We start from the raw sequence: 12,788 nt of genomic DNA on the forward strand, positions 1-12,788 counted from the left end.
CCGTCCCTGTTGTTTGATCAGCCTTTGACGACCTTGAACGCTTCGCGGGCGGCTTCGATCGTCGCATCGATGATGCTGTCGTCATGTGCGCTGGACAGGAAGCCGGCTTCATACGCGGAAGGGGCCAGGAACACGCCGCGCTCCAGCATCGCGTGGAAGAAGGTGTTGAACGCGGTGATGTCGCACGCAACGGCCTGCGCGTAGGTTTCCACCTTCTGGTCAGTGAAGAACAGGCCGAACATCGCGCCGACCTGGGTGGTGGTCACTGCCACGCCTGCATCCGCTGCCGCCGCTTCCAGCCCCGCGCACAGACGCGCGGCCGACGCACTCAGGCGATCATGGAAGCCCGGCTCCTGCACCAGTTCCAGCATCGCCAGGCCGGCCGCCATCGCCACCGGATTGCCACTGAGCGTGCCCGCCTGGTAGATCGGGCCGGCCGGGGAAATCTGCGACATCAGTTCGCGACGACCACCGTAGGCGCCCACCGGCATGCCGCCGCCGATGATCTTGCCGAAGGTGGTCAGGTCCGGGGTGACGCCGTAATGCGCCTGCGCGCCACCGAGCGCCACGCGGAAGCCGGTCATCACTTCATCGAAGATCAGCACCGTGCCGTACTGCGTGCACAGTGCGCGCAGGTGCTGCAGGTAGCCCTCGCGGGGCGGGATGCAGTTGGCGTTGCCGACCACCGGCTCGATGATCAGCCCGGCGATGTGCTCGCCCTGTTCGGCGAACAGCGCGGTGGCCGCCTCGACATCGTTGTACGGCAGGGTCAGGGTGAGCTCGCTCAGGCCGGCGGGAACGCCCGGTGAGGTCGGCACGCCCAGGGTCAGCATGCCGCTGCCGGCCTTGACCAGGAACGAGTCGCCGTGGCCGTGGTAGCAGCCCTCGAACTTGACGATGCGGCTGCGGCCGGTGGCACCGCGTGCCAGCCGGATCGCCGACAGGGTGGCCTCGGTGCCCGAGTTGACCATGCGCACCATCTCGCAGGACGGCACCAGCCGGGTCAGCGTTTCGGCCATGGTGACTTCGGCTTCGCACGGCGCGCCGAACGACAGGCCGTTGCCGATCGCCTGCTTGACCGCCTGGCGCACGGCGGTGTGGTTGTGGCCGACGATCATCGGGCCCCAGGAGCCGACGTAATCGATGTAGCGGTTGCCATCGACGTCGTACAGGTACGGGCCATCGGCGCGCTGCACGAAGAACGGCTCGCCGCCGACCGATTTGAACGCGCGCACCGGCGAGTTGACGCCGCCCGGCAGCAGCTTCTGGGCGCGGGTGAACAGGGCGTGGGACTGGTCGTGGTTCATGCGGTCGTATCCTGGAAGCAAGCGAGGTAGGCGTGCAGCGTGGCGACCGGGTCGGGCGCGGCGTACACGCTGCTGATGACGGCAACCAGATCGGCGCCGGCAGCGATGAGCGGTGCCACATTGTCCGGGCTCAGCCCGCCGATGGCCACCCGCGGCACCCCGAGTGCGGCGCTTTGCCGCAGCAGGTCCGGCGGGGCGCGGCGGGTGGTGGCCTTGCTGGTGCTGGGGAAGAAGGCCCCGAAGGCGACGTAGCTGGCACCGGCGGCGACCGCGCGCTCGGCCAGCGCCAGGGTGTCATAGCAGGAGGCGCCGATGATGGCCTGCGGGCCGAGCAGGGCCCGGGCGGCGGCGATATCGCCATCGTCCTCGCCCAGGTGCACACCGGCCGCGCCGACCGCCTGGGCCAGGGCCACGTCGTCATTGATGAGCAGCGGCACCGCGTACGGCTGGCACAGGCCCTGCAGCGCAGCGGCCTGGGCGTGGCGCAGGGCTACGTCAGCGGTCTTGTTGCGGTACTGCAGCCAGGTGGCGCCAGCCGCCAGCAGCGGCGCGGTGCGCGCCAGCAGCCGTGCGGTATCGGGCTCGTCGGGAGTGATGAGGTAGACGCCGCGGGGCGGCGTGGGGGCTGAAGCGTGATTCATCAATGGCTACCGGTAGCGCAACGGGAGTGGGACAATGAGCGCTGTCAGCTCTTGTCCTGCCGTGATTATCCGATGACCGACGCAACCGCCACCACCTTCCGCACCTGGATGTGCGTTGTCTGCGGCTTCCTGTACAGGGAAGAGGACGGGCTGCCGGAAGAGGGCATCGCCCCGGGCACGCGCTGGGAAGACATTCCCGATACCTGGACGTGCCCGGACTGCGGCGTGACCAAGGATGATTTCGAGATGGTCGAAGTCGACTGAGGCGCCGTCAAGCGCCGTGTCACGGCACCGTCAGTGCAGGCGCGGCACCACGCCACCGAGGCCGACCAGCTTCTCACGCACGAACTGCGCATCGCTGGCCTTGGCATTGCGCTTGAGGTACAGCCCCAGGTCGCTGCGCGCGCCGGCCTCGTAATCCAGCTGCAGGTAGGCCATGCCGCGATCGCGCAGGGCATCGTCCTGCTCGGGGGCGAGTTTCAGCAGGCGATCGGCACTGCGTGCGGCACGGTCCCATTCCCCCCGTTCGACGTACACGCCATGCAGGTTGCGCAGCATCCGCATCAGGATCGCGCGCGCCGGGGCCGGGTCCAGGATCTGCGCGAGCACATCGTCGTCGGGAACTTCACCGCCCAGGTGTGAGCGTGCGCGTTCGCGCAGTTCCTCCACGCCCAGCGGGCGGCCGCCGTTGAACGGGTCCATCACCAGCACGCCGTCGTTGAGCGGCAGGCGCACCAGGAAATGCCCGGGGAAGGACACCCCGTCCAGCGGGATGCCGAGCCGGCGCGAGACTTCCATCTGCACCAGCGCCAGCGAGATCGGGTTGCCCAGGCGGCGTTCGAAGACCTGGTTCAGATAGCTGTTGCGCGGGTCGTAGTACTCGCCGTGGTCGCCGCTGTAGCCCAGCTCGTCGAACAGGTGGCGGTTGACCGCGGCAATCTTCAGCGGCCACATGTCGATCGTGGCGATCTCGGTGCGCAGGTGGTCGGCGTGGCTCTGCAGGACCGCGTCGTAGACGGCGGGGTCCAGATCCGGGTATTCGTCCCGGGCGATCAGCAACGCGGTCGGCAACAGCGGCAGCGCCTCGTCATCCAGCTCGGCCAGTGAGTCCCACGTCGGCAATGTGATCTGCCCCTGCATGGGACAAGACTGGCGACAAACGCGCCGCGATTCAAGGGCGCGGCGCGTTTATCAGGACAGTTTTATTTGCCGTCGGCGATGCCGGGGCCGAACGTGAGTTCGGTGCCGTCCTTGAGCGCCATCTTTTCGGCCTGCCCGGCGTTGAGTTCCAGCACGTAGCGGGCCGGTTCGCTGCTGGGGTAGGGCGGGCAACGATCGCCGGCCGAACACGGCGGCACATCGCGCTGCTGGCTGACCAGGCGGCGCTGCGCATCGAAGTAGAGGATGTCCAGCGCGATCTTGGTGTTCTTCATCCAGTACGCCTGCAGCTCTTCGCGTTCGTGGATGAACAACATGCCGTGATCCTCGGGCATCTGGTCGCGGAACATCAGCCCGCGGGCGCGGGTGTCGTCGTTGGTGGCCAGTTCAACGTGGTAACGGTTGCCGTCCAGCTCCACCCAGTGACGGGCGTTGGTGCTGGCGCAGCCGGTCAGGGTGAACAGCAGGAGCAGGGGCAGCAGGCGCAACAGGGACATGGGCGTACCTCGTTGGGGTGGTCGGCGCACAGGCCGGCCACGGGGTCAGATCACGATCGGCGGTTCACCGCCGATGATCACCACATCGGCCGGGCGGCGCGCGAACAGGCCGACGGCGACCACGCCCGGCAGCTGGTTGAGCTCGCGTTCCAGCTTCACCGGATCGGTGATCTCCAGGTGGTGGATGTCCAGGATCACGTTGCCGTTGTCGGTGACCACGCCCTCGCGCCACGCCGGCTGGCCGCCGGTCATGTCCATGATGCGGCGGGCGACCAGGCTGCGCGCCATCGGGATCACTTCCACCGGCAGCGGGAACCTGCCCAGCACCTTCACCTGCTTGCTCGGGTCGATGATGCACACGAAGCGCTCGCTGGCCTCGGCGATGATCTTCTCGCGGGTCAGCGCGGCGCCGCCGCCCTTGATCAGGTTCTTGTTGCCGTCGCACTCATCGGCCCCGTCCACATACAGCGACAGATTGCCGGTGTGGTTGAGCTCGAGTACCTCGATGCCATGCTGCTTCAGGCGCGCGGTACTCTGGTCCGAGCTGGACACGGCGCCCTTGATGCGGTGCTGGATCTTGGCCAGGGCGTCGATGAAGTAGGCCACCGTGGACCCGGTGCCGACCCCGACGATCATGCCGTCTTCAACGTATTCAATGGCTTTTTCAGCGGCCAGGCGCTTGGCTTCGGACATGGCGGGCAACTCTTGGAGGAAAGGGGGTCAGTGCTTTTCCAGCGACAGCAGCAGCTTCCACTGCGCGGCCGTCACCGGGAGGATCGAAAGGCGGTTGCCGCGCGCGGTCAGCGGAAAACCCTCGCCCAGCGCATCGGCGTGCAGCTTGATCTCGTCCAGCGAAATGGTGTCGCGCAGTTTGCGCTCGAAGGCGACGTCCACCAGCATCCAGCGCGGTTCTTCGCGGGTCGCCTTGGCGTCGTAATAGTCCGATCCGGGATCGAACTGGGTGTCGTCCGGATAGGCCTCGCTGGCCACCGTGGCCAGCCCGACGATGCCCGGCACCTTGGTATTGGAGTGGTAGAACAACACCCCGTCGCCGACCTTCATGCCATCGCGCATGAAGTTGCGCGCCTGGTAGTTGCGGACGCCGTTCCAGGGCTCTCGGCCCACGCGCTGCAGATCATCGATGGAAAAGGCGTCCGGTTCGGACTTCATCAGCCAGTAGCGCTTGCGTGCGGTCATGCGGAGTCTTTGATTACGGTAGGTGCCGACCGTTGGTCGGTACGCAGACAAGGGTGGAGACGTCGGTGCAGATCGCATCCACCGCGACGTCCCACGGTTGTACCGGCAGATCATCGACCTGCTGGACCGAGAAGCCGACCCCGACCAGCCACGGCGGCGCCGGGCGCTGGTGGCGGAATGCGAAGCTGCGATCATACCAGCCGCCTCCCATGCCCAGCCGCCGGCCCTGTGCGTCGAAACCGACCAGTGGCGCGACCACCAGCGCCATCTGCTCCGGTGCGAGGGTGTCGTCCAGCGCGAGATCGGGCTCGGGGATGCCGAAGCGGTTGGTGGTCAGTGCCTGCCCCGGGCGCCAGGGTGCGAAGCGCAGCGTCTTCTCGTGCAGGACCGGCAGGCAGTAGGTCAGGCCGGCGGGCAACTGCATCTGCCAGCGGTGCAGCGCGATTTCCCCATCCATCGCCCAGTAGCCGGCGACATGGCCCTGCGTGGGCGCGAAAGGAAGGCAGAGCAGGCCATCGGCCAGATGTTCGGCGGCGGCCAGGCGCACGGCGGCGGGGAGATCACGGCGGCGTTGGCGCAGCTGCTGGCGCAGTGCGGAGCGCGGGTCGGTCATGCCTGGGTCCGGAGCGTGCGGGGGAAGCGGATAAAACAAGAGCGACGTCCCAAGGGAACGCCGCTCTTGCTGGAATATTGCATTCTCCGCCGTGACGATGCATGCGAAACGACCTTGAACCCGGGGTTCAAGTGGGTACGCTGGGGTTCCATCGGGCTTCCCGCTACAAGGCGGACTTGCACTCCCGGCGCCGTCGCGCACCCGTGGTCGTAATTAAGGGACAAGGCGAATGTTTGCACACGCCGTCGTTCACAGCAGAGAACGCGACGAGGATTATAGCCCTCTTGTGCGATTCGACCAGTCCGTTCGTCGGTCCAATTGCATGTCAATTCAGATCGATGAAGACCGCGCGATGCACTTGTGCAATCAAACACCGCGTGGAACCGATGCGTGGATCAACCTGCGCCGTCAAACGCCCGATCCAGGCGCCGGTTCAGATCGCTCAGGGTCTGCTGCAGCGCGATCGCCTGGCGTGCGTGCTCGTCGCGCAGCTGCTGCAGCTCGTGCGCCAGGTTCAGCGCGGCCAGCACCGCGACGCGGTCGACCGCGGCCATCCGGTTGCTGCCCCGGATCTCGCGCATCTTGGCGTCCAACAGGCGGGCGGCGGCGGTCAGGCTTTCGCGCTCCTCGGCGCCCACGCCCACCGTATATTCACGATCCAGGATGCGGACACTGACCGGTTCGGTCTGGCTCATGTGTGCTGCTCCAGGGATTTGAGGCGGGTGATCATCGCTTCCACCCGGGAGCGGGCCTGCTCGTTCTTGGCCAGCAGCTGGGAGCGCTCGGCCACCAGCTGCTCCTGCTGGTGGCGCAGGCTGCGGTTCTCCTCGGCCAGGCGCTGGTTGCGCTCAAGCAACGCCTCCACCCGGGCGGCGAAGGCCTGCAATTGGGCGATGGCGTCGGCGGGTTCCATGTCCGGCACGATAGGCAAGGGCGGATGGGGCGGTCAAGCGAATAATGACGGGGCCTGCCGGCAGCTGGCCCGGCGGTGCCGGGGCGGGCTCGGGGGCGGGCCATGGCAACCCGGTGGACACAGGTGGATTGCTACACTGTGGCGCTCACAAACCGTAGCCCCAAGATGACCGAACTCCCGAGTGTCGACGACGTAAACCAGGCCAGCCAGGCCCTGGGCCTGGGCGCCAGCGCCGCTGAACTGCACGGCGGCCTGTGCGGCTGGCTGTCCGCCGGCGGTGCGCCGGTGCGTGAATGGCCGGCCCGCGTGCTGGCCGATGACAACCTGCCGACCCCGGCCGAAGGTGACGCCTTGTCGCGCCTGCTCGATGCCAGCGTGGCGCAGATGGAAGACCGCGATTTCGCCTTCGAGCTGCTGCTGAGTGATGCCACCGAGACCGCCGCGCAGGCCGATGCGCTGTTCACCTGGGCGCGCGCGTTCCTGGGCGGCTTCGGGCTGGGCTCCGGCCAGAACCGGCCGGCCTTGTCCGAAGAGGGCGATGAAGCCCTGACCGATCTGGCCAAGCTGGCCCAGGCCTCCAGCGAAGACTTCGAAAGCGGCAACGACGATGACGAAGACGCGCTGGCCGAGATCGAGGAGTTCATCCGCGTGGCGGTGCTGCTGCTGCACGGCGACTGTGTCATGGCCGCGCGCCATCGGCAGCGCCTGAACTGAGATGGATATCCGGCAGCTGACCGGCATCTCCGCCGCCGAATACACCCGCCGCCGCCAGCAGTTGATGGAGATGGCCGGCGACGACGCGATCCTGGTGCTGCCGGCCGCGTCCGAGCGGGTGCGCAGCCTGGATACGCATTATCCGTTCCGCCAGGACTCGGACTTCTGGTACCTGAGCGGCTTCCCGGAACCGGAGGCCGTGCTGGTGCTGATCCCGGGCCGCCGCCATGGCGAGGTGATCCTGTTCTGCCGTGAACGCGACGCGGACCGTGAAGCCTGGGATGGCGCGCGCGCCGGCCAGGAAGGCGCGGTCTCGCAGTACGGCATGGACGATGCGTACCCGATCGACGATCTGGACGACATCCTGCCCGGCCTGCTGGAAGGGCGCTCGCGGGTGTACTACCACTTCGGCCGCGATGCCGAGTTCGATCTCAAACTGATCGGCTGGGTCAACCGGGTGCGCTCGCAGGTGCGGCATGGCGCGCAGCCACCGCATGAGTTCCTGGAACTGGGCCACCTGCTGCACGAGCAGCGGCTGTTCAAATCGACCGCGGAAATCGCCGTGATGCAGCGCGCTGCCGATATCAGCGTGCAGGCACATCTGGCCGCGATGCACGTGGCGCGGCCGGGCATCCACGAGTACGAACTGCAGGCCGATCTGGAACGTGTGTTCCGTGCCAATGATGCCTGTGCGGCTTACAGCAGCATTGTCGGTGCCGGTGCCAACGGCTGCATCCTGCATTACCGCGACAACAATGCGCGCTCGCACGATGGCGATCTGGTCCTGATCGATGCCGGTGCCGAGTACCGTGGCTACGCCAGCGACATCACCCGGACCTTCCCGGTCAACGGCCGTTTCACCGCCGAACAGCGCGCGCTGCATGATCTGGTCGGTGCGGCGCAGGCTGCGGCGCTGGCCCAGGCGCGTCCGGGCAATGCGTACGAAGCCGGCCATCTGGCCGCGGTGGAAACCCTGACCGACGGCCTGCTGCGGCTCGGCCTGCTCAAAGGCACGCTGGAAGAGAACATCGCCGAAGCGCATTACCAGCGCTTCTACCGGCACAAGACCGGGCACTGGCTGGGCCTGGACGTGCATGACGTGGGCGATTACCGCTTGGCAGGTGACTCGCGGATGCTAGAACCGGGCATGGTGTTCACCATCGAGCCCGGCCTGTATGTCTCACCGGACGACCGCAGCGTGGAAGCGCGCTGGCGCGGTATCGGCATTCGTACCGAAGATGACGTGCTGATCACCGAGGACGGCCACCAGGTGCTGACGGCTGCGTTGGCGCGCAGTGCCGATGAGATCGAAGAAGCGATGGCCAAGCGCTGATCCGCGTCCGGGTAGCGCCACCCCATGGGGGGCGGCGCTCCGTGCCGAGGTGGTCTTCAGCCACCCATGGGGTGGCTCTACGCGGATACCGGGGCGGCAATCAGCGGCCAGCGGCGGGCACACGATGCCGTGCAGGTACCGACCGTGGGTCGGCACCCGCATCGCCGCTCAGCTGGCGGCCGCAAACACCGGGCGGGTCAGGTTGTCCGCATCGCCCTCGGTGCACAGCACCTCGTCCTCGATGCGCACACCGCCATACGGGCGGAAGAAATCCACGCGGTCCCAGTTGATGCTGGCGCCATTGCCGGCCTGCTTCACTTCGTCCAGCAGCATGTCGATGAAGTACACGCCCGGTTCGATCGTGACCACCATGCCAGGCTCCAGCACGCGGGTCATGCGCAGGTACGGGTGACCCTGCGGGCGCTCGATGCGGCCACCGCGATCGCTGGCCGCAAAGCCGGCCACGTCATGCACCTGCAGCCCGATCAGATGGCCCAGGCCGTGCGGGAAGAAGGCGGCGCTCACGCCGGTGGCCAGCGCCGCTTCCGGCGAGACATTGAGCACGCCGACGTCCTTGAGGATGCCCATCAGCGACAGGTGCGCGTCGATGTGCAGCTGCGTGTAATCCACGCCGGCACGCACAGCGGCGCCCATCTGCTGCTGGGCCGCGTCCACCGCATCGATCAGCGCCTGAAATTCGTCATGGCCGCTGGCCGCATAGGTACGGGTGATATCACTGGCATAGCCGTACGCGCTGGCGCCGGCGTCGATCAGGAAGCTGCGCAGCGGGGTCGGCGCGCTGCGGCCAAGATCGGTGTAGTGCAGTACGGCGGCATGTTCATTGAGGCCGATGATGTTGCCGTACGGCAGTTCGTTGGCGTCCTGCCCGACCGCACGGCAATACGCCATGTGGATCTCGAACTCGCTGGCACCGCTGCGGAAGGCCGCTTCGGCAGCACGGTGGCCGCGCACGCCCAGCCGCTGCGCTTCGCGCATCAGTTCGATTTCATACGGGGTCTTGTAGCCGCGCTGCCAGTCCAGGTAATCGAGGACCGGTGCGGGATTGTTCGGCACGAATGCCCCAAGCGCGCTCTGCGGCTCGCCCAGGATCGCGCAACGCGCCGCGTCCTTGGGCAGCAGCGCCAGCGCCTCGTCGGGCGTGCGGATGATCTGGATGTCGACATGCTCGACCCACCAGCCGTTCGGCGCATCCGGCACCACGTGCCAGTAATCGAAGGGCTGATGGAAGATCAGCGTCGGGCGCTTGCCCGGGGTGTACACCAGCCAGCTGTTGGGCAGCTTGGTCAGCGGCAGCCAGGCCTTGAAGTTCGGGTTCACCGCATAGGGGTAATCGCGATCGTCGAAGGCCTGGTAATGCTGGGTGCCGCTGGGAATCACCAGATGGTCGAAGCCGCCACGGGCCAGCGCTTCATCGGCGCGCTGGCGCATCACGCTGGCATGGTGGGAATACAGGGCGCCGAGGTCTGGCTGGTTCATGGCATGAAGCTCGCTGACAGTGCGGAATGCAGCCCTAGATTCTGCCGTAATCGGGCCACCGGCGCTGTGCCGGAACCGGCGCTCAGACTGCCGAAGTTTCCTCGGCGATCCACTGCCGCAGCTGCTCGCGTGATTCGCGCGCCAGGGTCAGGAAGCGGAAGCCCACCCAGGCCTGGCCCGGTGCATGGGTCTGCTCGCTCCACAGCAGGTGCACGCCGACGTCGATCAGCAGTGGCTGTCCCTGCGGCCCGGTGATGGTGAACTGCAACTGGTGCAACGCATCGTCCTGCATCGGCACCGAGGCCAGCATCAGCATGCCGGTCTCGGAGACATTGCCGAGCCGACCGATCACGGTCTCGGCCATCAGGTCGGTGACGGGCACCAGCTCGGTCACCTGGCGGCGCGGCGCGCGGCGGGTATCGGGTGTGGTCATTCGGCATTCTCCGCGGGACTGCCGGCCAGCGAGCGCAGGGTGCGCAGCGTGGCCTGCCAGGCACGATCAATCAGCCTGCCCTTGTCTTCGGTGACGATCCGCACCTGGCCGTGTGCCATCAGCCGTGCCAGTGCGTCCAGCGAATGCTCGCCGACCTTCTGCCCGCGTTGATTGACGAACAGGGCGTTGTCGGTGATCAGGCTGTACCAGGACAGTCGCTGCCGGCGGACGTCGCCCTGCTGGTTGGTGGTGAACTCGAACCAGGTGCCGAAGGGCAGGGTGCGCAGCTGGCGATAGCAGTCGTCCTCGTCGGTGCTGCGCGCGAGCGGGGCGACCTTGCGCGGGTCGCTGGCGTCTGCCTGCTCGCCCAGCCGGGTGCGCGCGCGAAGGCGTGCGGTGAGTTCGGTCCGCGAGCTGCTGTCGTCCTCGCCCCCCGGCGTGGACAGGCGCCGCGCGATCGCGGCCGCTTCGTCCTGGTGGTAGCCGACCTGCAGCAGAGCGGATTCGACTTCGTTGCCCAGCACGTCATCGCGCTCGGCTGCGCCGGGCGTGAGGCAGGTCACTTCGGCGATCCGGGCGGTTTCCTGCTGGCGCTGCTGCCACTGTGGCGAGGTCTCGCCGTTGCGCAGCAGGGTGAGCGTGAGCACGTCCGACCATGCCTGTTTCAGCAGCGCCTGCACGAAGCGTGGAGGCGCGGCCTGCGCGCACAACTGTTCGATGCTGGTGCTGGCCTGTTGCTTGGCCGCCTCCAGCCGCTCCTTGCCGCGGGCGGCTTCGACATGACGACGCTCGGCCAGTTCGGCCTTGTGCGCCAGCGCCCGGAAGTGCTGCTGGATCTCCTCGTTGGCGGTGTCGAAGACCGCCACATCGCCGTCGTACTCGTTGACCACCTGATCGACCGCCTGCCCCAGCTTCTGCACCAGCTGCGGATCGACGTCTTCGTCGCCCAGCCAGTTGGCGCCGGCCTCGGCCACCGCATTGAGCAGTTCGCGCGCCGGGTGCTGGTCGCGGACGAAGAACGCCGGGTCGGACAGGGCCGCGCGGGCGACCGGCACCTGCAGCCGGGTGAGCAGATCGGTGGCCACCGCCTCGGGCCGCACCTCGCGCTGGATCTGCCCGTACAGCATGTCGAGCAGATCGAAGGTGTCGCTGTCCTTGACCGTCAATGACGCCTGCGCGCCATGGTCCGCACGGACCTGGGCGAGCAGCGCGTTGTGCAGATCGGCCATGCTGCGGCGCGCACCGCCCGGGGCCACCGCCTGGCTCTGCAGCCTGGCCAGGGTGGCATGCACGGCCTCGGCGGGCACGGCCAGTGCCGCCGGTGTTTCGGGGGCGAGGAAGGCGGTGTCGGTGGGATGCGCAGGCAGCTCACCCGGTGCCGCAACCGCCTGCGCGGCCGTCGCACCGCCGCCCGGCACCGTGCCGGCGGCATGCGCCTGGCGGGCGGCGCCCAGCAACTGGTGCAGGGCTGACATCGCCGGTGCGCCAAGGTCGGCGGCCGCAGGCGGAGTAGTGGTGGCCGCCGCCGATGCAGGTGCGGACGCCGCGGCACCGGTACTGTCATCGGTGGCCGTGCGGTAGGCCGGCGAGGCGGCCGACGGCGTCATCGCCATGGCTTCCTCGGTCATGGCCGCCCAGCCGGCGCTCGGTGCGCTGCCGTTCCAGCCGGTCAATGGGCGTGCCGCGGCGCCGCCGCGTGCGCCGGGCAGGCCGCGCTCGGGGCCGGTGATGATCCGGCGCGTCGTGGCCGAGCGTGCCAGATACGGGGTGTAGACCAGCCCGGGCAGGACGCCTTCGTGCCCAAGCAGGATGTTGGCGCGTTCCAGCAGCTCACCCAGCCGCTCCAGCAGTTGGCGGTCGAACACGCGGTACAGCGCCAGCTGTGTTTCCAGGCCCAGACCGAAGTCTTCACCCAGTTCGCGCACGATCCGGCACAGCGCCTGCGGCCCGAACGGCAGGTCATCGACATCGAAGGCCGGCCCGGCGGCGAGCACGCCGAAGCGTTGGCCAAGCAACTGCAGGGCGCTGGCCGAGCGCTGGGCTTCGCGGCGGATGATATCGACCAGGACGATGTCGCGATCCACGTCGGTGTCGTTGACCAGGGTCAGCGCAGTGGCGGTGACGGCTACCTCGGTCGACACGGTGCGCTGGGTGTGCCGGGGCCCGCGCAGGGTGGCCAGGCTGTCGCTCAGTGCGTCCAGAAAGCGGGGGCCGAACTGCGCGTTGACCTCATGCAGCTGCCGCGCCTGCGCGAAGATGTCCGCCTGGATCTGGCTGTTGCGGGCGCGCTCGGCATCGCGGAACAGCTCGCGCTCCAGCTCCACGACGGTCAATCTGAGCGGGGTGGTGAGGGTCTGGACCGCCAGCCCGTGCAGCGCTGCCAGCAGGCGGCGCACACGCGGGGGCGCCGCCACGCCCACAAAGCGGGTCATGTCGGGCTGGGACGACGAAGGTGCGGGCGCAGACATCCGATGTTCTTCCAGCT

General features: G+C 67.9%; 15 protein-coding genes and 1 other RNA gene. 3 read left to right on the forward strand and 13 right to left on the reverse strand.

The genetic code is table 11. The annotated features are described in order from the left end of the window. Nucleotides 1–17 precede the first annotated feature (17 nt). Nucleotides 18–1,307, reverse strand: a complete 1,290-nt coding sequence (hemL, locus tag EDF74_RS11765; RefSeq protein ID WP_123730291.1) for a glutamate-1-semialdehyde 2,1-aminomutase — start codon at nt 1,305–1,307, stop codon at nt 18–20. Continuing rightward, nucleotides 1,304–1,948: a thiamine phosphate synthase gene (thiE, locus tag EDF74_RS11770; protein ID WP_123730292.1), complete on the reverse strand. Its 645-nt coding sequence runs from the start codon at nt 1,946–1,948 to the stop codon at nt 1,304–1,306. The genes hemL and thiE overlap by 4 nt, the downstream gene beginning before the upstream one ends. Nucleotides 1,949–2,020: 72 nt before the next feature. On the opposite strand from thiE, the gene EDF74_RS11775 reads away from it, so the two are divergent. Further along, nucleotides 2,021–2,212, forward strand: a complete 192-nt coding sequence (locus EDF74_RS11775; RefSeq protein ID WP_037553342.1) for a rubredoxin — start codon at nt 2,021–2,023, stop codon at nt 2,210–2,212. 30 nt (nt 2,213–2,242) lie between these two features. On the opposite strand, the gene EDF74_RS11780 is transcribed toward EDF74_RS11775, so the two are convergent. The 8 genes from EDF74_RS11780 to EDF74_RS11815 form a co-directional block, all read right to left on the reverse strand. Then, nucleotides 2,243–3,088 (reverse strand): SirB1 family protein, encoded by an 846-nt coding sequence (locus EDF74_RS11780; protein ID WP_123730293.1) that lies wholly within the window; start codon nt 3,086–3,088, stop codon nt 2,243–2,245. 62 nt (nt 3,089–3,150) lie between these two features. Next, on the reverse strand, nt 3,151–3,603 hold the full coding sequence (locus EDF74_RS11785) for a DUF192 domain-containing protein (RefSeq protein ID WP_123730294.1): 453 nt from the start codon (nt 3,601–3,603) through the stop codon (nt 3,151–3,153). Nucleotides 3,604–3,648: 45 nt separating this feature from the next. Beyond that, nucleotides 3,649–4,296: a ribose-5-phosphate isomerase RpiA gene (rpiA, locus tag EDF74_RS11790; RefSeq protein ID WP_123730295.1), complete on the reverse strand. Its 648-nt coding sequence runs from the start codon at nt 4,294–4,296 to the stop codon at nt 3,649–3,651. A gap of 27 nt (nt 4,297–4,323) precedes the next feature. Next, nucleotides 4,324–4,800, reverse strand: coding sequence for an EVE domain-containing protein (locus EDF74_RS11795; protein ID WP_123730296.1), 477 nt, complete (start codon nt 4,798–4,800; stop codon nt 4,324–4,326). A 13-nt stretch (nt 4,801–4,813) separates the two neighbouring features. Then, a complete protein-coding gene (locus EDF74_RS11800) occupies nt 4,814–5,413 on the reverse strand; it encodes a 5-formyltetrahydrofolate cyclo-ligase (protein WP_123730297.1) in 600 nt (199 codons plus the stop codon). A gap of 79 nt (nt 5,414–5,492) precedes the next feature. Next, nucleotides 5,493–5,677, reverse strand: a non-coding RNA gene (ssrS, locus tag EDF74_RS11805) — 6S RNA. Nucleotides 5,678–5,808: 131 nt separating this feature from the next. Then, complete coding sequence (locus EDF74_RS11810) at nt 5,809–6,108, reverse strand: cell division protein ZapA (protein WP_123730298.1); 300 nt, start codon at nt 6,106–6,108, stop codon at nt 5,809–5,811. Then, a complete protein-coding gene (locus tag EDF74_RS11815) occupies nt 6,105–6,326 on the reverse strand; it encodes a TIGR02449 family protein (RefSeq protein ID WP_017355837.1) in 222 nt (73 codons plus the stop codon). The genes EDF74_RS11810 and EDF74_RS11815 overlap by 4 nt, the downstream gene beginning before the upstream one ends. Nucleotides 6,327–6,491: 165 nt before the next feature. Between EDF74_RS11815 and EDF74_RS11820 the strand changes: the two genes are divergently transcribed. Together EDF74_RS11820 and EDF74_RS11825 are read left to right on the forward strand one after the other, a co-directional pair. Beyond that, a complete protein-coding gene (locus EDF74_RS11820) occupies nt 6,492–7,040 on the forward strand; it encodes a UPF0149 family protein (RefSeq protein WP_123730299.1) in 549 nt (182 codons plus the stop codon). Between the two features lie 7 nt (nt 7,041–7,047). After that, entirely contained in the window at nt 7,048–8,373 is a 1,326-nt protein-coding gene (locus EDF74_RS11825) for an aminopeptidase P N-terminal domain-containing protein (protein WP_123730868.1), read from the forward strand. A gap of 168 nt (nt 8,374–8,541) precedes the next feature. On the opposite strand, the gene pepQ is transcribed toward EDF74_RS11825, so the two are convergent. The 3 genes from pepQ to EDF74_RS11840 form a co-directional block, all read right to left on the reverse strand. Next, a complete protein-coding gene (pepQ, locus tag EDF74_RS11830; protein ID WP_123730300.1) occupies nt 8,542–9,870 on the reverse strand; it encodes a Xaa-Pro dipeptidase in 1,329 nt (442 codons plus the stop codon). Nucleotides 9,871–9,952: 82 nt separating this feature from the next. Continuing rightward, on the reverse strand, nt 9,953–10,303 hold the full coding sequence (locus EDF74_RS11835; protein WP_123730301.1) for a PilZ domain-containing protein: 351 nt from the start codon (nt 10,301–10,303) through the stop codon (nt 9,953–9,955). Then, nucleotides 10,300–12,771, reverse strand: coding sequence for a DUF1631 domain-containing protein (locus EDF74_RS11840; RefSeq protein ID WP_123730302.1), 2,472 nt, complete (start codon nt 12,769–12,771; stop codon nt 10,300–10,302). Before EDF74_RS11840 ends, EDF74_RS11835 begins: the two co-directional genes overlap by 4 nt. Between the last annotated feature and the right edge of the window lie 17 nt (nt 12,772–12,788).

It is taken from the genome of Stenotrophomonas rhizophila (assembly GCF_003751305.1).
Lineage (GTDB): Bacteria > Pseudomonadota > Gammaproteobacteria > Xanthomonadales > Xanthomonadaceae > Stenotrophomonas > Stenotrophomonas rhizophila_B.